The organism is Massilia alkalitolerans DSM 17462 (assembly GCF_000427785.1).
GTDB classification, from domain to species: domain Bacteria; phylum Pseudomonadota; class Gammaproteobacteria; order Burkholderiales; family Burkholderiaceae_D; genus Telluria; species Telluria alkalitolerans.
In genome coordinates, this window is sequence record NZ_ATYR01000011.1 from 15,771 (window position 1) to 37,632 (window position 21,862).

19 protein-coding genes are annotated in these 21,862 nt (G+C 64.8%); 7 read left to right on the forward strand and 12 right to left on the reverse strand.

The annotated features are described in order from the left end of the window. Nucleotides 1-94: 94 nt before the first annotated feature. The 5 genes from YWC_RS0112935 to YWC_RS0112955 form a co-directional block, all read right to left on the reverse strand. Nucleotides 95-832 (reverse strand): ZIP family metal transporter, encoded by a 738-nt coding sequence (locus tag YWC_RS0112935; protein ID WP_229413098.1) that lies wholly within the window; start codon nt 830-832, stop codon nt 95-97. Between the two features lie 107 nt (nt 833-939). After that, the gene (locus tag YWC_RS0112940) at nt 940-1,821 is read right to left on the reverse strand and encodes a dienelactone hydrolase family protein (protein WP_027865759.1); all 882 of its coding nucleotides are present in this window, start codon (nt 1,819-1,821) and stop codon (nt 940-942) included. Nucleotides 1,822-1,894: 73 nt separating this feature from the next. After that, nucleotides 1,895-3,097, reverse strand: a complete 1,203-nt coding sequence (locus tag YWC_RS0112945) for a DUF4382 domain-containing protein (protein ID WP_027865760.1) — start codon at nt 3,095-3,097, stop codon at nt 1,895-1,897. A gap of 159 nt (nt 3,098-3,256) precedes the next feature. Further along, entirely contained in the window at nt 3,257-3,910 is a 654-nt protein-coding gene (gene udk, locus YWC_RS0112950) for a uridine kinase (protein WP_027865761.1), read from the reverse strand. A gap of 46 nt (nt 3,911-3,956) precedes the next feature. Continuing rightward, on the reverse strand, nt 3,957-5,096 hold the full coding sequence (locus tag YWC_RS0112955) for a DUF5700 domain-containing putative Zn-dependent protease (RefSeq protein ID WP_156923650.1): 1,140 nt from the start codon (nt 5,094-5,096) through the stop codon (nt 3,957-3,959). Between the two features lie 162 nt (nt 5,097-5,258). Between YWC_RS0112955 and YWC_RS0112960 the strand changes: the two genes are divergently transcribed. Beyond that, entirely contained in the window at nt 5,259-5,678 is a 420-nt protein-coding gene (locus YWC_RS0112960) for a hypothetical protein (RefSeq protein WP_027865763.1), read from the forward strand. 3 nt (nt 5,679-5,681) lie between these two features. Here YWC_RS0112960 and YWC_RS0112965 read toward each other — a convergent pair whose 3' ends face one another. From YWC_RS0112965 to polA, 3 genes are read right to left on the reverse strand one after another with little or no spacing between them, the layout of a single operon-like run. Beyond that, nucleotides 5,682-6,176: a hypothetical protein gene (locus YWC_RS0112965; RefSeq protein ID WP_027865764.1), complete on the reverse strand. Its 495-nt coding sequence runs from the start codon at nt 6,174-6,176 to the stop codon at nt 5,682-5,684. Beyond that, complete coding sequence (locus YWC_RS0112970; protein WP_027865765.1) at nt 6,157-7,143, reverse strand: aldo/keto reductase; 987 nt, start codon at nt 7,141-7,143, stop codon at nt 6,157-6,159. Before YWC_RS0112970 ends, YWC_RS0112965 begins: the two co-directional genes overlap by 20 nt. A 25-nt stretch (nt 7,144-7,168) precedes the next feature. Beyond that, on the reverse strand, nt 7,169-9,943 hold the full coding sequence (gene polA / locus YWC_RS0112975; RefSeq protein ID WP_027865766.1) for a DNA polymerase I: 2,775 nt from the start codon (nt 9,941-9,943) through the stop codon (nt 7,169-7,171). 146 nt (nt 9,944-10,089) lie between these two features. Here polA and YWC_RS0112980 point away from each other — a divergent pair, with 146 nt between their 5' ends. From YWC_RS0112980 to YWC_RS0112990, 3 genes are read left to right on the forward strand one after another with little or no spacing between them, the layout of a single operon-like run. Further along, nucleotides 10,090-10,578, forward strand: a complete 489-nt coding sequence (locus tag YWC_RS0112980) for a hypothetical protein (protein WP_036214324.1) — start codon at nt 10,090-10,092, stop codon at nt 10,576-10,578. A gap of 55 nt (nt 10,579-10,633) precedes the next feature. Then, nucleotides 10,634-11,593, forward strand: a complete 960-nt coding sequence (locus YWC_RS0112985; RefSeq protein ID WP_027865768.1) for a homoserine kinase — start codon at nt 10,634-10,636, stop codon at nt 11,591-11,593. Then, nucleotides 11,590-12,375, forward strand: coding sequence for a BPSS1780 family membrane protein (locus YWC_RS0112990; protein ID WP_027865769.1), 786 nt, complete (start codon nt 11,590-11,592; stop codon nt 12,373-12,375). Before YWC_RS0112985 ends, YWC_RS0112990 begins: the two co-directional genes overlap by 4 nt. Nucleotides 12,376-12,531: 156 nt before the next feature. Here the strand turns inward: YWC_RS0112990 and YWC_RS0112995 are convergent, their stop codons facing one another. After that, complete coding sequence (locus tag YWC_RS0112995) at nt 12,532-14,844, reverse strand: UvrD-helicase domain-containing protein (RefSeq protein ID WP_027865770.1); 2,313 nt, start codon at nt 14,842-14,844, stop codon at nt 12,532-12,534. Between the two features lie 155 nt (nt 14,845-14,999). Between YWC_RS0112995 and YWC_RS31595 the strand changes: the two genes are divergently transcribed. Further along, complete coding sequence (locus tag YWC_RS31595; RefSeq protein WP_051306433.1) at nt 15,000-15,497, forward strand: hemerythrin domain-containing protein; 498 nt, start codon at nt 15,000-15,002, stop codon at nt 15,495-15,497. 9 nt (nt 15,498-15,506) lie between these two features. On the opposite strand, the gene YWC_RS0113010 is transcribed toward YWC_RS31595, so the two are convergent. After that, a complete protein-coding gene (locus YWC_RS0113010; protein WP_027865772.1) occupies nt 15,507-15,911 on the reverse strand; it encodes a GFA family protein in 405 nt (134 codons plus the stop codon). A gap of 217 nt (nt 15,912-16,128) precedes the next feature. Here YWC_RS0113010 and YWC_RS0113015 point away from each other — a divergent pair, with 217 nt between their 5' ends. Further along, nucleotides 16,129-16,677, forward strand: coding sequence for an SRPBCC family protein (locus YWC_RS0113015; protein WP_027865773.1), 549 nt, complete (start codon nt 16,129-16,131; stop codon nt 16,675-16,677). Nucleotides 16,678-16,795: 118 nt separating this feature from the next. Here the strand turns inward: YWC_RS0113015 and YWC_RS0113020 are convergent, their stop codons facing one another. Together YWC_RS0113020 and YWC_RS0113025 are read right to left on the reverse strand one after the other, a co-directional pair. Then, the gene (locus YWC_RS0113020; protein WP_027865774.1) at nt 16,796-18,610 is read right to left on the reverse strand and encodes a M56 family metallopeptidase; all 1,815 of its coding nucleotides are present in this window, start codon (nt 18,608-18,610) and stop codon (nt 16,796-16,798) included. Between the two features lie 218 nt (nt 18,611-18,828). Continuing rightward, nucleotides 18,829-19,935 carry an S-(hydroxymethyl)glutathione dehydrogenase/class III alcohol dehydrogenase gene (locus YWC_RS0113025; RefSeq protein ID WP_027865775.1) on the reverse strand — a complete coding sequence of 369 codons (1,107 nt, stop codon included), beginning with the start codon at nt 19,933-19,935 and terminating at the stop codon, nt 18,829-18,831. Nucleotides 19,936-20,264: 329 nt separating this feature from the next. Here YWC_RS0113025 and YWC_RS0113030 point away from each other — a divergent pair, with 329 nt between their 5' ends. Then, on the forward strand, nt 20,265-21,827 hold the full coding sequence (locus YWC_RS0113030) for a S8 family serine peptidase (RefSeq protein ID WP_027865776.1): 1,563 nt from the start codon (nt 20,265-20,267) through the stop codon (nt 21,825-21,827). Nucleotides 21,828-21,862: the final 35 nt, after the last annotated feature.

Genomic DNA, 21,862 nt, shown 5'->3' on the forward strand with positions numbered 1-21,862 from the left:
TGATAAGTCATTATCATTAGCGACGCAAGAAGCAAACGAACGCCCTGCCCTCCCTTGCAGGAGAGCGCGTAAAAGCTAAAAAGGAAGATGTCGCTTAATAAGCGTGGTTCAGCATCACCACGATCGCCACGCCGAGCGCGATCAGGGCCACCTGCGGCACCGACTCGCGCACCGTGGCGCGGCGCTGCATCTGCGGCATCAGGTCGCTCACCGCGATGTAGATGAAGCCCGAGGAAGCGAACACCAGCACGTAGGGAATCAGGCCGCTGGCCTGGTCCAGCGTGAAGTAGCCGAGCAGGCCGCCCGCCACCGCCATCAGGCTGCACAGCAGGTTGAAGACATAGGCGCGCAGGCGCGAGAAGCCGGCATTGAGCAGCACGATGAAGTCGCCGATCTCCTGCGGGATCTCGTGGGCGACGATGGCCAGCGCGGTGACGATGCCCAGTTCCGGATTGGCGAGGAAGGCCGCGGCGATCAGGATGCCGTCGGTGAAGTTGTGCATCGCGTCGCCCAGCAGGATCATCCAGCCGGATTTGCCGGCCTGGTGGGCGTCATGGCCGTGCGCGTGGTGGTGGCCGTCGCCCTCGTGGTGGTGCGAGTGGCGCAGGATCGCCAGCTTCTCCAGCACGAAGAAAGCCAGCAGGCCGCCCAGCAGGGTGGCGAACAGGCTGCGCGGGTCGGCGCCCGATTCGAAGGCTTCCGGCAGCGCGTGCAGCAGCGAGGTGGCCAGCATGATGCCGACCGACAGGCTGACCATCCGTTCGACCACCTTCGACAGCAGCGCGAACGAAAACACGGCAGCGCCGGTGATGCTGGCGACGCCGGCGATCACGGTCGCCAGCAGGATGGAAGTCAGGACGGGGTCGATTTAGGGCCTCTTGTTCTGGTGCGGAGCAGCAAACCGGGCATTGTACCCTGCCCGGTCGCGCTCCGTGCGGATCAGGCCACGCCGTTCTTCGAGAACCAGTCCAGCGCCTTGGCCCAGCCGTCCTTGGCGTCGGCGGCGTTGAAGCTCGGACGGTAGTCGGCGTGGAAGGCGTGGCCCGAGTTCGGGTACACGTGGATCATCGAGCGGCTGTTGCCGGCGTCGAGCGCCTTGCGCATGCGCTCCACCGAGTCCAGCGGGATGCCGTTGTCCTTGGCGCCGTACAGGCCGAGCACCGGCACCTTCAGGTTCTGGGCGATGTCGATCGGGTGCTTCGGCTGGAGCGGGTTGGTATCGCCCACCAGGCGGCCATACCAGGCCACGCCGGCCTTGACGTCCGGGTTGTGCGCCGCGTACAGCCAGGTGATGCGGCCGCCCCAGCAGAAACCGGTGATGCCAAGCTTGGCGGTGTTCCCGCCGCGCTGCTTGGTCCACTTGACGATGGTGTCGAGGTCCGACATGACCTGGGCGTCCGGGACCTTGGCGATGATGTTCTTCATCAGGTCCGGCATCGGGGTCTTGGTGGCGTCGCCCTGGCGCACGAACAGGTCCGGGGCCACGGCCAGGTAGCCGGCCTTGGCGAAGCGGCGCACCACGTCCTTGATGTGCTCGTGGACGCCGAAGATCTCGGAGATGACCAGCACCACCGGCAGGTTGGTGCGGTCCTTGGGCTGGGCACGGTAGACCGGCACGTCCTGGCCGCCCACGACGACGATGTGGTCGGCCGCGTCCAGTCCTTCGGTACTGGTCTGGATCTGGGTCTGGGCCACCACCGGCAGCGCGGCGACGGCGAATCCGCTCCCTGCAGCGGCTTTCAGGAAGACGCGGCGGCCGACGCCGTCGCTGAACGAACTGGCGGACAGCAGGCTTTCGGCATCGCGAATGAGATCTTTCATGGGGCCCCTCCGGTTGTGTTGGACAGGCTTGCTATCTTAGCAAACTCCGGAGGGCGCACGTTTCACTGTCGAGTTAGCGCGTCAGTGCAAAATTGACGTTCAACTGGTTGGCAGTACCGATATCGACATTGTCGACTGACTTCGTCACATATCCGCTGGCCGCCGCCTCGACACGGTACTTGCCCGCCGGCGCCGCGCTGCTGGCGCTGAAGGCCAGCGGCAGCGTGCTGGTATAGGTCGCGAACTGCGGCGCCGTCACCGGCAGGGTGGCGATCGTGTAGGCGCCGCTGGCCAGGTCGGCGCCCTGGTACTTGATGGTGACGGTCGGACCGGCCGCGAAGCTCTGCTTGGCCGACACATAGGCCGTATCGAGACTGGCCGGCGTCGTGGTCACGCTGCCGCCGATCGAACCGGTCGTGCCCGGCGCCAGCAGGATCGGCGCGCTCGACGTGCTCAGGACCGTGGTGCTGCTGGCCGATGCCACCGGCACGCCCGCCACCACGCTGGCCGCGCTGTCGTTGGCGGTAATGACGACGTCGTAGTTGCCCGGCGCGAGACGCGAGAGCACGAATTCGCCGGTGCCCGGGTTCGGCGTGGTGGCGCCGATGATCTGGCCGTTCTGCTGCGCCGAGACCTGCACGCTGCGGCCCAGCAGCGCGGTGCTGACGAAACCCGAGATGCCGTTCAGGGTCGCCGGCACCACCTTCACCACGGGCTTGAGCGCATAGCTGCCCTTGCCGCGGGTGAGCACCGACTTGCAGGCGTCGAAGTCGAGCACGACGTCGGTCTTCTGGCCGGCCGTCACCTCGAAGTTCCCGACCAGCTTGATGCCGCTCTGGATGCTGCCCGAGGTCTCGAGCGGCTGCTCGGTCTTGCCGGCGGTCGGCACCACGGTGTTGCCATTGCTGTCCAGGACCAGGCGCAGCTGGGTGTAGCGCCCTGCTTCGAGCGAGGTCTGGCCGAGCGCTTCGAGCACGCCGTTGGTCAGGTTCAGCAAGTTGATCTTCTTCGCCGGGTTCAGGCTGATGTCGGTCCAGCCGCTATCAAGATCCGACGCGCCTTCGCTGCGGTGCACGCGCACTTTGGAGACGGTGACGTTGACGGCATCGAAGCCGCAGGCCGGGGCGTCGGTCATTGACACGGCCAGGGTGCCGAGGGTGCTGACCGGGGCACCGGACGAGGCATCGCTGCCGCCACCGCCGCCGCAGGCGGACAGGACGGCGGCGCTGAGGGCCGTGGCGCCAACGAAGGCAAGGCGGGATCTGGTCTGGAACATGTGATGGATTACCTTTCTTGTCTGCCAAAAGAGCAATTGAAAGGATCCTAGCATTCCAAAAAACAACTGTTACGTGACTTTACGCACTTTGAAACAGTTGCTTACAGTCTTTACAGATGGGCAGCGTTTAGCTAACTAAAACGCAACACGAATCGGCTGTCAGTGATCGGTCGAACGCCGCTTCAACTGGCCGATGACGCTTGCTACCTTGGTGGTGATGACATCGACTGCCGGGCCATTCGCGCCGTGCGGCAGGATGACGTCGGCATTGCGCTTGGTCGGCTCGATGAACTGCTTGTGCATCGGGCGTACCGTTTCCAGGTACTGGTTGACGATGCTCTCCACCGAGCGTCCGCGTTCGGCCACATCCCGCTGCATGCGGCGGATGAAGCGGACGTCGGCGGCGGTGTCGACAAAGATCTTCAGCGACATCATGTCGCGCAAATCGGCGTCGTACAGGGCGAACAGGCCTTCGATCACGATCACCGGGGCCGGCTTGACGGGAATCGTCTTGTCGGAACGGTTGCTGACCGTGAAATCGTATACCGGCATCTGGATCGTTTCGCCATTGCGCAGGGCCCGCACGTGCTCCACCAGCAGCGGCCAGTCGAAGGCGTCCGGATGGTCGTAATTCTGCTTGCGGCGCACTTCGGGGGTAAGGTCGGACTGGTCACGGTAGTAGTCGTCCTGCATCACGACCGACACCATTTCGGCGCCGAAGGACGCCAGTACTTGTTGGGTCACCGTCGACTTGCCGCTGCCGCTGCCGCCGGCGACACCAATCACGAACGGTTGGGAGGAAATTGCATTCATCCCCGCATGATACCGGAGCGGAGCACGTACCGACAGGGGCGCTTGGCTAGCGCGCGCCCTCCGCACAAGCTGCAAGTTGTTCAGCAGCTTGCAATGTTGCAGGAAACAGCACTGGCACATCCTCCGATTTGCCGTAGCTTTTCAGCTGGCGGTAACGCTGCACGAAGAGCGCGCCAGGCCGTCCGGTCAACGCGGCAATCGCGCCCTTTCCTTCCTCGGCGGCGATGGCACGGGCCATGACGTAACCGAGGCCGTAGAGCACTTGGTCGCCATAGAAGCCCAGCGCATAGATGTCGTCGTAGCTCAGCTTTGCCCTGGTAGTCAGGCCGTGGATGGAAAGCTCCAGCAGCGTGCTGCTCCGGCCGGCCTGGCCGACGTTGCGAATGACCTGCTTGCGTTCCTTGTCGGTTTCCTCATCGATTCCGGCCGGCATGGCGGGAACATCGCCAACCAGGCTGGCACTCCCTTCCATCTCCAGGGACATGAATAGCCGCGACAACTCTTCGCTGTGCGGGATCTTCGCCAGGCAGGCAGCATCTGCCTTGGACGACGATGCCCGGGCAAGGCCCTGGATCGCGTGGAAAAGCTCATGCTCCATGATCGTGGCGGCGAGCGCCGCAGATGGGAACCTGTCCAGGTTGAGGAAAAACTCCGGGCCGCCGAAGGCGAAGCCGCCGGAGGTTCCGCCAACGATCAGATAGCCTGTCGCATGCCCACTAAGGCTGGACGGGGTGAACTCGGCGATCCTGGCCTTGACGCGTGCCAGCAGGTTGGAAGCGGGATCCTCCAGCTTCGCCAGGGTGGCCCTGATCTGCGCAGCATGGTCGCGTACCGGCCCGAAGCGAAACTTCCCCGGATCCTCCGCGGCATCGTCGCGATGCGCCGCGGCCACCAGCGCTTTCGCGAACAGCTCGTCCGTGCCTGGCCGGCCGTAGGAGCGGGCCTTCCGGATCAGCCCCTGGTTGCCGGGCAAGGCGGCGATGCGCAGCGCTTCCGCCATGGTGAGCGCAGGGTTCAGGACCGCGTCGAGCACGGCTTTGGTGGAGTCGGTGTCGATGGTCACCGTCACCGCTTGCGCCACACCGGCCGGCCTGGTCGAGGGTGGGCTGTTGCCAACCGCCGGTGCTGCCCGGAGCGGATTGACGATGGCGAGAGCCGCGATTCCAATCAAGATGAGTTTGCGCATGTCAGTTCCCGGGAGCCGACGGCCGAGCCCGGCCGTTGAACCCAGCATAGCATCTTGCCAAGCAGGAAAAATCACGGAAGTTCACTTTGCCGCCAACCGTGCGCACCCGTCGCACGCAGGCGCTTCATACTGCTTCCTCCGACTACGCGCACAGGATTAGCCATGTCAACAGTCAATCTGGATGAACTCGAAGGAGCGGCCATGATGGTCGAGGATGGCGGCGGGTCGGTCACGGCCATGGTGTCGCGCGAAACAGGCATGATCCACCTCCTGAACGACGAGTACATGGACGAGGAGGCGCCAACGCCCTCGGCGTCCGGCGACGACGCGCGCTACGTTTCCGTACCGCCCGCGGGCACGCTCGGCATCGGAGACGGACTGGTCCTGCGCTTCGCCGCCACCCACCTGGCCGACGACCAGGATACGGTGCGCGACATGTTCCGAGACCGCAACACCGAAGGTTTCGCCCGCCTGCTGGAGGAGCGCGGCGCGGGCGAAGCCTGGGAACGCTTTCACGCGGAAGCCACCCGCAGCGCGCTGCGGCGCTGGTGCGAAGAGAACGGCCTGCAGCTCGGCGAATGAGGCTCAGGGCTTGTATTCGATCAGCGGCGGCGGCAGCAGGTCGCTCGGCTTCATGTACTTCGTGATGAAGGCCGACACCGACTTGATGCCGTACACGGTGGATGCGTACACATAGGGTTCGCCATATTCCACGCTGACCGCCATATCGACCTGGCGGTGGTCGAACGAATGGTCAAGGGAACCACCCTCCTCGTTTGCAAGGATGCGTGAACGCTGCTGCTCTCTTCCCTGCCGATCCTGCGCAAGGACCGTGATGTAGCGGGGCCGAAGCTTCTCGCGCAGGCGGGCGGGATAGGCGAGGTAGATGCTCGATCGCTCGCCCTTTCGGTACAGCCGGTATTCGATGCCCAGCTTCTTCATGGTATCCGGCGTCAGCTCGACGTACTCCGGAGGCGGCGGCAGGGCCGACGCCTCGCGGGGACTCGAAGCGAGCAGGAGCGCCAGCGACAGCGCCAGCAGCCGGCCGGTCCGGCTCGCGTTACCAGAGGTGGTGGACATGCGGCGCGATCATCTCGCGGTAGAGTGCACGCAGTTCGGACATGACTTCCGGCGCGAGCGGCGCAAGCGCGGCCGCTTCGGTGTTCGACCTTGCCTGCGTGGCGTTCCTGGCTCCCGGGATCACGGTGCTGACGCCCTCTTCCATCAGGATCCAGCGCAGGGCGAATTGCGCCATCGACGCGTCGCCGGGGACCAGCTTGCGGATGTGCTCCACCGCTTCCAAGGCCAATGGGTAGGGAACGCCGGCGAAGGTCTCGCCTTTGTCGAATGCCTCGCCATTACGGTTGAAGGCGCGGTGGTCGTCCGCGGCGAATGCGGTGTCGGCGCTCATCTTGCCGGTCAGGAGTCCCGATGCCAGCGGCACCCGCACGATCACGCCGATATCGCGCTTCTTCGCTTGCTCGAAGAACAGTGTGGCGGGACGCTGGCGGAAGATGTTGTAGATGATCTGTACGGTCGCCACGTTCGGGTATTCGATGGCCTTCAGCGCTTCTTCCACCTTTTCGACCGAGACGCCGTAGTGCCGCACCTTGCCCTCGGCAACCAGCTCATCCATCGCCTGGAAGACCTCGGGCCGGTAAAACACCGCGGGCGGCGGGCAATGCAGCTGCACCAGGTCCAGGCAATCGACCCGCAAGTTGCGCAGCGAGCGCTCCACGAAGTCGCTCAGGTTCGCCTTGGTATAGCCTTCCGCCACATGGGGCGTCAGGCGGCGGCCCGCCTTGGTGGCAACGAACGGCTTTTCACCGCCACGTTCCGCCAGCACCTCCGCGATGATCTGTTCCGAGCGGCCGTCGCCGTAGACGTCGGCGGTGTCGATGAAGCTGACGCCCCCGTCCAGGGCCGCATGCAGTGCGGCCTTGGCATCCTCCATGCTGACGTCGCCCCAGGCGCCGCCGATGGCCCAGGCGCCGAAACCGATTTCAGAAACGTTTGCGCCGGTACGGCCCAGTTTTCGTTCTTGCATATGTCGATCCTCCGTTAGCGCAAGCTCAGTGAGCTCGTTCCCAGTTCGGCCCCACGCCAGTCTCGGCGACCAGCGGCACGTTCAGCGTGGCCACGCCCGCCATCAGTTCCGGCAGCTTCACGCGAACCAGTTCCAGTTCGGCTTCCGGCACTTCGAGCACCAGTTCGTCGTGCACCTGCATGATCATGCGGGTGCCGAGCTTGTCGGCTTCCAGCCAGCCCTGCACCGCGATCATGGCCAGCTTGATCAAATCGGCCGCCGTGCCCTGCATCGGCGCGTTGATCGCCGCACGTTCGGCGCCGGCGCGGCGCGGGCCGTTCGGCGAGTTGATCTCGGGGAGCCACAGGCGGCGACCGAACACGGTTTCCACGTAGCCGCGCGCCTTGGCCTGCAGGCGGGTCTCGTCCATGTACTGCTTCACGCCGGCGAAGCGGGCGAAGTAGCGCTCGATGTAGTTGGACGCCGCGCCGCGCTCGATGCCCAGGTTCTGGGCCAGGCCGAAGGCGCTCATGCCGTAGATCAGGCCGAAGTTGATCACCTTGGCGTAGCGGCGCTGCTCGCTCTGCACTTCTTCGGGCGGGATGCCGAAGATCTCGGCGGCGGTGGCGCGGTGGATGTCCTCGCCTTCGGCGAAGGCCTTCAGCATGGCCGGGTCGCCCGAGATGTGCGCCATGATGCGCAGCTCGATCTGCGAATAGTCGGCCGAGACGATCACGCTGCCGGGCGGCGCGATGAAGGCTTCGCGGATGCGGCGGCCTTCGGCATTACGCACCGGGATGTTCTGCAGGTTCGGCTCGTTCGAGGACAGGCGGCCGGTGATCGCCACCGCCTGCGCATAGTTGGTGTGCACGCGGCCGGTCTTCGGGTTGACCATCTTGGGCAGCTTGTCGGTATAGGTCGACTTCAGCTTGGACATGCCGCGATGCTCGAGCAGGATCTTCGGCAGCGGGTAATCCTCGGCCAGCTTCTGCAGCACCTCTTCGTCGGTGGACGGGGCGCCGGTGGCGGTCTTCTTGATCACCGGCAGGCCGAGCTTGACGAAGAAGATCTCGCCGATCTGCTTGGGCGAACCGAGGTTGAAGGGACCGCCGGCCAGTTCGTAGGCCTGCTGTTCCAGCTCGAGCATGCGCGCGCCCAGCTCGCCCGACTGCACCTGCAGCAGTTCCGAATCGATCAGCACGCCGTTGCGCTCGATCTTCTGCAGCACTTCCATGGTCGGCATCTCGATCTCGCGGTAGATGCGGGTGAGTCCGGCGTCGCTCTCGACGTGCGGCAGCATGGTCTGGTGCAGGCGCAGGGTGATGTCGGAATCCTCGCCGGCGTACTCGGTGGCGCGGCCCAGCTCGACCTGGTCGAAGCAGATCATGTTGGCGCCCTTGCCGCACACGTCGACGAAAGGAATCGTGGTGTAGCCGAGGTGGCGCATCGCCATGGTGTCCATGTCGTGCGGCTTGTGCGACTCGAACACGTAGGACTGCAGCAGGGTGTCGTGCACGATCCCCTTCAGCCTGATGCCGTGGTTCTCGAAGATGTGCATGTCGTACTTCAGGTTCTGGCCCAGCTTGGGCTTGGCCGGATCCTCCAGCCAGGAACGCATGCGCTCCAGGACGTGTTCGCGACCCAGCTGGTCGGGCGCGCCGGCGTAGCGGTGCGCCACCGGGATGTAGGCGCCCTTGCCGGCCTCGGTCGACAGCGAGATGCCGACCATCTCGGCCGTCATTGGATCGAGCGAGGTGGTCTCGGTGTCGACCGAGGTCAGTTCGGCGGCATCGATCAGCGCCAGCCATTTGTCCAGCTGCTCGTCGGTGAGGATGGTCTCGTACTCGCCCTTGATGATGGCCATGCCGGGCAGCGTGCCGGATGCCCCTTCGGGGGAATTGAGCGGTGCGCCGCCCGGACCCGCGCCGCGCGCCGGCGCCACCGCGCCGTCGGCACGGGCTGCGCCGCCCAGGTCGCGCAGCATGGTCTTGAAGCCGTAGCGCTGGAAGAAGTCGCGCAGGGCTTCGGCGTCTTCCGGACGGCCGACCAGGGTTTCCTCGAACGACACCACGTGGCTCACCAGGTCGCAGTCGGTTTTCACGGTGATCAGCTCGCGGCCCTTCGGCAGCCACTCCAGCGCGGCGCGCAGGTTCTCGCCGACCGCGCCGCTGATCGCATGGGCGTTCTCGATCACGCCGTCGAGCGAGCCGTGCAGGGTCAGCCACTTCACCGCCGTCTTGGGGCCGCACTTGCTCACGCCCGGGACGTTGTCGACGGTGTCGCCGACCAGGGTGAGGTAATCGATGATGCGGTTCGGCGCCACGCCGAACTTGGCCAGCACGCCGGCCTCGTCGAGCTTCTCGTTGCTCATCGTATTGACGAGCATGACCTTGTCGTTGACCAGCTGGGCCAGGTCCTTGTCGCCGGTCGAGATGATGGTCTTCATGCCGCGCGCGGCGGCCTGCACGGCCAGGGTGCCGATCACGTCGTCGGCCTCGACGCCGTCGACCATCAGGATCGGCCAGCCGAGGTGGCGCACCACTTCGTGGATCGGTTCGATCTGCTTGCCCAGGTCTTCCGGCATCGAGGCGCGGGTGGCCTTGTATTCCGGGTAGAGGTCGTCGCGGAAGGTCTTGCCCTTGGCATCGAACACGCAGGCGATGTAGGCCGCCGGGTAGTCGGCGCGCAAACGGCGCAGCATGTTGACCATCCCGTGCATGGCGCCGGTCGGGAAACCGTCCGGGCTGCGCAAGTCGGGCAGCGCGTGGTAGGCGCGGTAGAGGTAGCTGGAGCCGTCAACGAGCAGCAGGGTATTTTCCATAGGGAGACATCTCAAAATAAGGCCGGCGCGACCGCGCCAAAGTGTCCGGCATTATCGCAGAATCGGCCTGGCCGAACTTCCACACACTTTTCACAGGGAAGCGTGTCTGTTTGTTACAATGAACCAAACGACACAAGGTGACCATCATGTTGCGCACATCTTCCCGCCTGAAACTCCTGACGTTGTGCCTGATCGCACACGCCGGCCTGGCCGCGGCGCAGTCTCAGCAGCAGGCTCCAGCCCAACAGCGTCCGGCGCAAACGCCGCCCCAGCTCGAGCGTATCGAGCCGGGCAGCGACACGCCGGCAACCACCATTCCGCCGAAAGAACGCACCCGCATCACCGAAAAGCGGGGCAACGACGGTTCGGTCACCGAAGTGGAAGTGCAAAGCGGCAAGAGCCGCTACATCATGAAACCCAACGTTGCACCAGGAAACGCCCAACCCGGCGACGCCCAGAGCAGCGCGATCCGCGCCCCACAATGGCAGGTCATGGAATTCGACTTCGGCAATCCGAAAAAGCAGCAGACCGACCAGGCCAACGCGGCCCCGTCGCCGGCACCGGCCAAGGCAGGCGTGCCCGCGCGCGCCGATGCGCCGCCCCCGCCGCCACTGGAACCAGTCGAAAAAAAATAACCTGACGCTGCGGCCTTCGACGTCCGCAGCCGACCCTCACCTTTGTTGCTAGCTCATGGCAGTTTTTACCGCGGTCTCGCTGGACGACCTTTCCCAGTGGATCAAGCAGTTCCCCCTCGGCGACGCCCTCGCGCTCCAGGGCATTTCCTCCGGCATCGATAACAGCAACTTCTTCCTCACCACCGAGCGTGGGGAATTCGTGCTGACCATCTTCGAGAACCTCCGCTTCGAACAACTGCCCTTCTATGTGCAGCTGATGCGCCACCTGGCCGAGCGCGGCATTCCGGTGCCGGCGCCGGTGCCGACGCATGACGGCGAACTGGTCGTCACCCTGCACGGCAAGCCGGCCATCATCGTCAGTCGCCTGAGCGGCGCCTCGCAGCTCGATCCGCAACCGGCGCACTGCGCCGAAGTCGGCAGCATGCTGGCGCGCATGCACCTGGCCGGGCAAGACTTCGCCCTGCACCAGCCCAACCTGCGCGGCCTGGACTGGATCACGGCGACCGCGCCCACCGTGCTGCCGCTGATCTCGCAAGCCGAAGCGGACCTGCTGCGCAATGAAGTCAGCTTCCAGAGCGACTTCGCGCGCACCGCCACCTATGCCGCGCTCACCCGCGGCCCGGTGCACGCCGACCTGTTCCGCAACAACGTGATGTTCGAAGGCGAGCGCCTGACCGGCTGCTTCGACTTTTACTTCGCCGGCGTCGACACCTGGCTGTTCGACGTCGCCGTGACCGTCAACGACTGGTGCGTCGACCTGGCAAGCGGCGTGCTCGATGAAGCGCGCGTGCGCGCCCTGCTCGCGGCCTATCACGCCGTGCGCCCGTTCACGCAGGAAGAACAGGCAGCCTGGCTGCCGATGCTGCGCGCGGGCGCGCTGCGCTTCTGGCTGTCGCGCCTGTATGATCTGCATATTCCGCGTGAAGCAGAATTGCTCACGCCCCACGACCCTACCCACTTCGAACGCATCCTGCGCGCCCGCATCGAACGCGGCGCGCCCCAACTGCCTACATGAACTCTATTCCTGCAATCACCGGCTGGCACTGGCTCAAGCAAGGCGCCGGCCTGTTCCGCAAACAACCGGCCGCGCTGACCACGCTGCTGTTCGCGAACATCCTGATCAGCATCGGCATCAGTGCGGTGCCCCTGCTCGGGCCGATGATCGCGGTGGTCCTGATCCCGTCGTTCTCGATGGCCTTCATGAAGGCCTGCCTGATGATCGAGAACGGCGAACGGGTCACGCCCGGTGTGCTGCTGACAGGCTTCCGCCAGCCGGTGGTGAAGGATTTGTGCAAGGTGGGCCTGATCTACCTGGCCGTGTCGCTCCTGATGGCCGTGATCACGCGCTTCGCGGTCGATCCGGGCTTCTGGGAACAGGTGGCGCGCCAGGGGCGCGAAGGCGGACAGCCGCAGGTGGCGGGCTCGGACATCCTGGCGATGTTCATGATTTTCGGGCTGGACGTGGCGGCCCTGATGTCGCTGTGCTTCGCCGCGCCGCTCACCTACTGGCAGAAGATGACGGCCGGTAAGGCGGTGTTCTACAGCTTCTTCGCCGTCGTGCGCAGCGCGCGCGTGTTCATCGTGCTGCTGCTGGCCTGGTTCGCGATCTTCTTCGGGATCTGCATGGTGATCACGCTGCTGCTGGGCGCTTCGAACATGACGCGCGTGGTGATCATGTGGCTGATCTTCCTGTTCATCCTGCTGCTGCAGTGCGCGATGTATGTGGGGTATCGGCAGATTTTCGGGAAGCCGGTGGATGGTGGGTCACAGACCGGCCCGGTCAACCTGAGCAAATAGCTTTTGCACGTCGTTCCGGCAAAGGCCGGAACAATGCCACTGGCATTGTTCCGCCCAATTTCTGCTGGCGCTAACGAAACGCTAGCGAAATTGGATCCCGGCCTTCGCCGGGATGACGGTCTTGAGGCTAACGCAGTGAATCAGTGAGTCAGAGACTCAACGGCCGACGCGCTCCAGCTTCGCCACCGACAAGTCCAGCACCTTCATCCCCGCCGCGCCGAAGTTGATCTGGGCGCGCGCCGCGCCCGCACCGCCCTCGATATTCACGATCACGCCCTCGCCGAACTTGGCGTGGGAAACGCTCTCGCCCACCCGCCAGCCGGAGCCGTTGCCGGACTTCTGGGTGATCTGCTGCGCGATCTTGTTGTCCGAGCCGTCGCGGAAGGCGGCGTCGTCCCAGGCCGTGGTCTGCTTGCGGCCAGCGAACCAGTTGGTCTGGACGCGTGGCGACAGCCACTTGATCGACTCTTCCGGCAGTTCGTCGAAGAAGCGCGACTTCATGTTGAAGCGGGTCTGGCCGTGCAGCATGCGCTGCTGGGTAAAGCTCATGTACAGACGCTTGCGCGCGCGCGTGATCGCCACGTACATCAGGCGTCGTTCTTCGTCCACGCCATCGAGTTCGCGCGCGCTGCTCTCGTGCGGGAACAGGCCTTCTTCCAGGCCGGTGATGAACACCGCGTCGAATTCCAGGCCCTTGGCCGAGTGCACCGTCATGAGCTGCAGGGCATCCTGTCCGGCCTGGGCCTGGGCGTCGCCCGCTTCCAGCGAAGCATGGGTGAGGAAGGCCGACAGCGGCGACATCACGCTGGCCAGCGGGGCGTCGGAATCGAGGATCTCGATGCCGTCCTGGTTGACGATGGCTTCGCCGATCTGGGGCAGCGCCTGCGGGCCGAGGTGGGCCGGGGCGCCCTGGCCGAAGCCTTCTTCCTGTACGAACTGGGTGGCGGCATTGACCATCTGCTCCAGGTTCTCGATGCGGTCGGCGCCTTCCTTCTCGTTCTGGTAGTGCAGCAACAGGCCGCTGCGTTCCAGCACCACGCGCACCAGTTCCGGCAGCGGCAGCTGCTGGGTCTCGAAACGCGCCGATTCGACCAGCTTCACGAAGTTGCCGAGCGCGCTGCCGGCCTTGCCCGTCATATAGGGCACCGCCGCATACAGCGAGATGCCGTAGGAGTCGGCCGCCATCTGCAGCTGCTCGATCGAGCGCGCGCCGATGCCGCGGGTGGGGAAGTTCACCACGCGCAGGAAAGCCGAATCGTTGTGCGGGTTGTCCATCAGCTGCAAATAAGCGATGGCGTGCTTGACCTCGGCGCGCTGGAAGTAGCGCAGGCCGCCGTACACGGTGTAGGGCAGGCCGGCCGCGAACAGCGCGTGCTCGATCACGCGGCTTTGCGCGTTGGAACGGTACAGGATGGCGATCTCGCTGCGCGACAGGCCGTCCTTCATCAGGCTCTTGGCTTCCTCGATGATCCACTGCGCTTCTTCGAGGTCGCTGGCCGCTTCGTACACGCGCACCTGCTCGCCCTGCCCCGCATCGGTGCGCAGGTTCTTCCCTAGACGCTTGGTGTTGTTGGCGATCAGGTAGTTCGCGCTGTCGAGGATGTGGCCGAAGGAGCGGTAGTTCTGCTCCAGCTTGATCAGGTTCTTGACGCGGAACTCGCGCTCGAAGGCCTGCATGTTGCCGACGTTGGCGCCGCGGAAGGCGTAGATGCTCTGGTCGTCGTCGCCCACGGCGAAGATGGCGCCGCCGCCCTCCTCGTCATGCCCGGCCAGCAGTTTCAAGAGGTTGTACTGCAGGTCGTTGGTATCCTGGAACTCGTCGACCAGGATGTGGCGGAAGCGCATCTGGTAGTGGTGGCGCAGCGGGCCGTTGCGGGCCAGCAGCTCGTAGGAGCGCAGCAGCAGCTCGGCGAAATCGACCACGCCCTCGCGCTGGCACTGGCCTTCGTACAGCTCGTAGAGCTCGATCATGCGGCGCTCGATCGGGTCGTTCGGCTCCAGGCGATTGGCGCGCAGGCCCTGCTCCTTGGCGTTGTTGATGAAGTACATCAGCGCCTTGGCCGGGTATTTTTCATCGTCCACGTTGGCAGCCTTCAGCATGCGCTTGATGAGCGAGAGCTGGTCCTGCGAATCGAGGATCTGGAAGGCTTGCGGCAGCGCGGCGTCCTTGTAGTGGGTACGCAGCAGCCGGTTGCACAGGCCGTGGAAGGTGCCGATCCACATGCCGCGCGTATTAATCGGCAGCATGGAGGACAGGCGGGTCAGCATCTCCTTCGCCGCCTTGTTCGTGAACGTCACCGCCATGATGCCGGCGGGCGACACCTGCCCGGTCTGGATCAGCCAGGCGATGCGGGTCGTCAGCACGCGCGTCTTGCCGGAACCGGCGCCGGCCAGGATCAGCGCGCTCTGCGAGGGCAGGGTGACGGCGGCGAGCTGTTCGGGATTGAGGTTATGGAGGAGATTCTGCATCCGGCCATTATAACGCCGTGATTACTGTATGCCCATCCAGCTGTGCGGCGGGAGCCACGCCATCCCTTGTTTTATCCATTGCCTGTACTAGCCTGAAAGGCCACGGCGGCGGCAGGACGCCGTCGCCATAGAGCGAACACGGGAGGGAGGATGGTATGGCAACCGACAAAGCAGCAGGCGCGTTTCCGGTCGACCAGCCGGTCAAGGCATTGATCCGCGACCACGACATGGTGCGCGCGCTGGCCGACAGGTATCTCAACAGCGACAGCCAGGAGGTGAAAAAGCAGGCCGGGACCCAGATCCTGCAGGCCCTGCACATGCACTCGCGGCTGGAGGAATCGATCTTCTATCCGGCGGTGCGCTGCATCGACGAATCCTTGATCAGCCACTTCGAGCAGGACCACCAGAAAGTGGACGACCTGGTCGCGACGCTGGAAGGCATGTCGCTCGACGACAGCCACAGCGACACCCTGATGCGCGAACTGATCACCGCCGTCGCGGCCCACATCCAGGAGGAGGAAAACGATTTGTTCCCGCGCATCGAAGGCTCCGGCGTGGACATGACGCCGGTCGGATTGCAGATGCAATCCTTCGAGGCCAACCTGGTGCACACGCAGGCCCAGATCAGCGACGGCAGCATCCGGCGGCGTTAGGGCCGTGGGCTATTTCCCGGCCGCCCGCGTGCTCGGGTATTCGGGCAGGCCGTCGTGCATGTTCATCCAGCTCAGGCGGCTGCGCACGAAAGTATGGTCGCCTGGCGGCACCTGTTCGGGGTCGGTGAGGCTGGCGCTGGCGATGTCCAGTTCTTCCGGCCAGCGGTCGTCTTCGAAAGTGAGCGTGGTGCCGCATTGAGGGCAAAAGCCACGCAGCACGTGCTCGCTCGAAGCGAAGCGTTGCGGCTCGCCTTTGGTGAAGCGGAAGTCGGCCCGGCGCGCGCTGAACCAGGCCAGTGCAGGAGCGCCGGAAATCCGGCGGCAGTCGGTGCAGTGGCACAGGGTGCTGTTAAAAATATCGCCGCTTACCGTGTAGCGAACTGCACCGCAGAAACATCCTCCTTGCAAGTTCATGTGGTCTCCTTTCTGGCAGCCAACAACAGGCTCATCAGTATAAGCGGCCCATCGTTTCGCGCGCCGCCCAATTGTCTTTTCGCTTATTTTAAATAGAGATTCGCGACAAATCGCGTGGCCCGTCAGACCATGTCGTCCACGAAGCCCTTAGTCTCGCACCCTCGTTTCGGGCCAACATGTCAGAGGTGCGGGCAGCTTCCATCAAAGGAGAATTCTTATGCTGAACCGCGTAGTTACCGTTGCCGCACTTGCCGTCGGCGGCATGATGCTGTCCAAAAAACTGAAACAAAACCGCAGTGGTTATGGCGCCAGCTCGTCGGTCTCGGAATCGATCGAGATCAACGTTCCGGTCAAGACCGCGTACAACCAGTGGACGCAGTTCGAGGACTTCCCGCAGTTCATGAAGAGCGTCAAGGAAATCCGCCAGCTCGACGACAAGCACCTGCACTGGCGCGCCAACGTGGCCGGCGAAGAGAAGGAGTGGGATGTCGAAATCACCGAACAGATCCCGGACAAGCGCATCGCATGGCGCAGCGTCACCGGCGTGAAGAACGGCGGTGTCGCCACCTTCCACAAGATCTCGGACAACTGCTGCCGCGTCATGGTCCAGATGGACTACGAGCCGGACGGTGCGCTCGAAGCCGTTGGCGACGCCATGGGCGCCGTTCGCATGGAACTGCGTGGCAACCTGCAGAACTTCAAGGAACTGCTGGAGAAGCGCGGCTCGGAAACCGGCGCATGGCGCGGCAAGATCGCGCAGCAGTAAGACCGGTCGCGGCGCCGGTGCCGCTGCCGAGGCAGCACGCCGGCGTTATTTGACCAGTTGGTAAAAAACGGCCTGTCGCTCCGAGCGGCAGGCCGTTTTCTCGATTGCCCGAGTGGGTTCAGCCCGCCTGCGGCACCGGCTTCGCCAGCCCCTTCTCGCGCGCTTCGCGGATCAGGGCGCGCACCGTCTTGTCCGCCGCCTTGCTCTCGCGCTCCATCTCCTTGCCGAGCGCGCCCATCTTCTTGCCGATCGCATCCATCGGCTTGCCGGCTTCGCTCATGCGGCGCCCGATTGCGTCCATCGACTTCTGCGCCTCGCGCATGCCCGGCCCGTTGTGCAGCTGGCTGATCTCCTGCCCCGCCGCCGACATCTGCTGGCCCACTTCGCTCATGCGGCCCTGGATGCGCTCGCGCTCCTTGACGCTGTCGGTCGCGCCCAGCTGCTTGCCGAGCTTCTCCATTTCTTCGCCCAGTGCTTCCATGCGCTCCTCGACCAGGCGCAACTTGCCCTCGTCCGGCTTGAGGCCGCGCGCCGCCACGTCCATGTCCTTGCCGAGCGCATCCATCTTCTTGCCGTGCACGTCCATCTCTTTGCCATACACGTCCATCTGCGCCCCCAGCCGGTTCATCGGGGCCCAGGCGGCATCGACCTTCGCCAGCACGCCGGCATCCTGGATGTACCAGGCCTGGCCACCGTCGCGGAACCACAGGAAGTCGCCGCCAATGCGGCGCTTGGCTTCCTTGATGTCGTCCCAGTCGTCGCTGCTGCCGGTCATGGTCGTGTTCTTGTCGTTGGCGCGCACCACGGCATAAGGCTCTTCACTGCCGTCCTTGCGCACCACGCGGCGCTCGGCCGGCGCGGCTTGCGGACGGGGCGCGGGCTCGGCACGCGCGACCGGGGCCGGCTGCTCGGCCTCGGCGTGGGCCGGCGCCGACCAGGAGTAGAAGGCGGCCGCGGTGGCCAGGCCCAGGATCGGAAGCGCCAGCTTCCAGTTCAGCGGTTCGGTTTCGGGACGAACCAGGCGTTTGATGCGGGACATAAGGTTTCCTCCATGTGCTGCTGGGGCAAGTTGCGGGGTGAACTGGAACAGGTCCAGTTCGGACAATGCAAGTGCCAGGCGCCGCGGTTCGCCGAGCGTGCTTGCGGCTACATCATCTGCAATCTGTTCGCGCTCTTCGCGGATCCGGTTCGACAGCCACCACACGGCCGGGTGGTAGAACAGCAGGATCTCGATCGCGCTCTGGATCAAATTCACCACGTAGTCACAGCGGCGCACGTGCGCCAGTTCGTGCGCCAGCAGCGCTTCCAGCAGCTGCGGCGGCATGCCCGACACCAGCGCCGCCGGCACCAGCACCACCGGGCGCCACCAGCCGGCCGTCACCGGACTCGCCAGGTCGTCGACCAGTCCCAGGGTGACGCGGCGGGCGATGCCCATGCCCCGCGCCATCCTGTCGAGCCGTGCCTGCCAGGCGGGGTCGAGCCGGTAGTGCCCCGGCTGGCTACGGCGGCGCACCCAGGCCAGCCCGAGCACCATGCGCAGGGCCAGCAGGCCGGCGCCCAGCGCCCAGAGCAGCAGCACCAGCGGCAGGCGCTCCTGCAGGATGGATTCCCAGCCTGCGAACTTGCCGGCATCGATGGCGGTTAACGGCAGCGCCGCCACGGCGCCCGCCACCGCGCTCCCCGCCGCCACGGGCAGCGCGGAGCTGGCCGCGCCGGCGTCCGCCTCGGCCATGCGGGCGACCATTCCGGCCAGCGGCAGGGCCGCGCACAGCAGCAGCGCGCCGCAAGCCACCAGGTAGCGCGCCTGCGGCCGCGCCTTGCGCATCAGCGCCAGCAGCAGCGCGGCCACCCAGCCGACCAGCAGGCCCTGCCACAGGAAATCGATCAGCGCCCAGGTCAGGCTGCTTGCCGCCGTACCGAACCATTCGTCCATCGGGTGTGTCCCCTCATCGTTAGCAACTAGATTAAAAGTTCTAGATAAAAATGTCTAGAACTTTTTTTCTACTTTGGTCCGGACCTGTCCGGCGATGCAGATACTCTAGGCGTGTGCGGGGATGAGGGCCAGCCCGGTGCGACAGGCGGCCGAAATGGCGGAGCAGAATGAAAAAACGCGGCCCGGAGGGCCGCGTCGAGGATGCCGGACGGCGGGTATCAGAAGACCACGACCGAGCGGATCGACTCGCCCGACTTCATCAGGTCGAAGCCTTCGTTGATGCGCTCGAGCGGCAGGTGGTGGGTGATCAGGTCGTCGATGTTGATCTTGTTTTCCATGTACCAGTCGACGATCTTCGGCACGTCGGTGCGGCCGCGCGCGCCGCCGAAGGCGGAGCCCTTCCACACACGGCCCGTCACCAGCTGGAACGGACGGGTCGAGATTTCCTGGCCCGCCGCCGCCACGCCGATGATGATCGACTGGCCCCAGCCCTTGTGGCAGCACTCCAGCGCCTGGCGCATGGTGGTGACGTTACCCACGCATTCGAAGCTGTAGTCGGCGCCGCCGTCGGTCAGCTGGACGATGGAGTCGACCACGTTCTCGACCTTGGTCGGGTTGATGAAGTGGGTCATGCCGAACTTGCGCGCCATGGCTTCGCGTTCCGGGTTCAGGTCCACGCCGATGATCTTGTCGGCGCCCACCATCTTGGCCGCCTGGATCACGTTCAGGCCGATGCCGCCCAGGCCGAACACGACCACGTTGGCGCCCGCCTCCACTTTCGCCGTGAAGATCACCGCGCCGATGCCGGTGGTGACGCCGCAACCGATGTAGCAGATCTTGTCGAAGGGCGCGTCCGAACGCACCTTGGCCAGCGCGATCTCCGGCACCACGATGTAGTTCGAGAAGGTCGAGGTGCCCATGTAGTGGTAGAGCGGCTTGCCGTCCAGCGAAAAACGGGAAGTCGCGTCAGGCATCAGGCCACGGCCTTGCGTGGAGCGGATCGCCTGGCACAGGTTGGTTTTTTGCGACAGGCAGAACTTGCACTGGCGGCATTCCGGGGTGTACAGCGGAATGACGTGGTCGTCCTTGCGCAGGCTGGTGACGCCCGGGCCGACGTCCACCACCACGCCCGCGCCTTCATGGCCGAGGATGGCCGGGAACAGGCCTTCCGGATCGGCGCCGGACAGCGTGTAGTAGTCGGTGTGGCAGATGCCGGTCGCCTTGACCTCGACCAGCACCTCGCCGGCCTTCGGGCCTTCGAGTTCGACTTCTTCGATCGTGAGCGGATGACCCGCCTTCCATGCAACTGCAGCCTTGGTCTTCATGTTTCCCTTCCTGAACCGAGCGTTGGACGCCGCGGATTGCAACGCCGTAAAGTTTGAAATGATAACAAGGAGTGAGGGTAAGCGTAGCGCGCCGCTGCGTTTTCTGCGGGTATTTGGGAAAAACGATAACACGTAGTAAAGACAGTGTGTATGGACAATCGGTAGCGAGCTGTGCCTGATCAAGTGTTTCCTGCGCACAGTTGAATCCGGTGTGCATATATACAAGTTTTTGAAATACACTATTTTTACCACCCATGAGGTGGCACAAAAAGCGTACGAGGCCTACAGAGCCAAGGCGCAATAACTTTGTTTTCAAACGGAGAAGATTAATGGTAGACAAAAACACTCGCGCATCCTCCCTCCGCGTTTGCCTGGCAGCCCTGGTCGCTGCCGGCGTGTTCGGCAACGCGCAGGCCGCAGCTCCCGACACCACCCGCGTCATCGTCGCCTTCAAGCCGGGCGCCGCCGCCAAGGTGAAGTCGGCCGTCGCTGCGTCCAAGGGCTCGGTCAAGCACGAAATCTTCGGCATGAACGCCATGGCCATCGAGGTCCCGGCAGTCGCGCTGAAAGGCCTGGAGAACAACCCGAACGTCGAATACATCGAAGAAGACGTGATCCGCAAGCCTTTCGCGCTCACCTCGCCGTCGACCGGCACCCCGTATGCGTCGGGCCAGCTGGTCCCGTACGGCATCAAGCAGGTGCAGGCCGACCTGCTGTCGGACGCCAGCGCCTCGAACCGCAAGGTCTGCATCATCGACTCGGGCTACGACCGCAACCACGAGGACCTGTCTGCCAACGCGGTCACCGGCGAATACGACGCCGGCACCGGCTGGTGGTACACCGACGAGAACAGCCACGGCACCCACGTGGCCGGCACCATCGCCGCCATCAACAACGCCGGCACCGGCGTGGTCGGCGTGGCCGCCAACAAGCAGCTCAAGCTGCACATCGTGAAGGTGTTCGGCGCCAACGGCTGGGCCTACTCCTCGACCCTGGCCTCGGCCGCCAACAAGTGCGGCGCCGCCGGCGCGAACGTGATCAGCATGTCGCTGGGCGGCGGCCGCAAGAGCACCACCGAACAGAAGGCCTTCGACACGCTGTACTCCAAGGGCGTGCTGAACCTGGCCGCAGCCGGCAACGACGGCAATACCGTGGTCTCCTACCCGGCCGGCTACACCAGCGTGATCATGGTCGGCGCGGTCGACGAGAACAAGGCGTGGGCCAGCTTCTCGCAGTACAACAGCAAGGTCGAACTGGCCGGCCCGGGCGTCAGCGTCCTGTCGACCGTCCCGATGGGCACCGGCCAGGAAGCCGTCCTGACCGTTGGCAGCAGCACCTACGCCCCGGGCGCGATGGAAGGCTCGCCGGTCAAGACCGCCACCGCACCGCTGGCCGACTTCGGCATCGGCGACAAGGTCAACACCGCTGTCTCGGGCAAGGTCTGCCTGATCCAGCGCGGCACCGTGGACTTCGCGGTCAAGGTCAGCAACTGCCAGAACAGCGGCGGCGTCGGCGCCGTGGTGTACAACAACGTGGCGGGCGCGTTCGGCGGCACGCTGGGCACCACCGTGACCAGCATCCCGTCCGTCACCGCGACCGATCTTGACGGCGCCGCGATGAAGCAGCAGCTGGGCCAGAGCGCGACGGTCGGCATCCGCGCCAGCAACTACGCCTACTTCGACGGCACCTCGATGGCGACCCCGCACGTGTCGGCCGTTGCTGCCCTGGTGTGGAGCTACTTCCCGACCTGTACCGCTGCGCAGATGCGCGCGTCGCTCACCAAGAGCGCGCTCGACCTGGGCACCGCGGGCCGCGACACCAAGTACGGCTTCGGCCTGGTGCAGGCCAAGGCCGCACGCGACCGCATCGCTTCGCTGGGCTGCGGTAACTAAACCCTGGCGCTGCAATGAAAATGGGACGCCTCCGG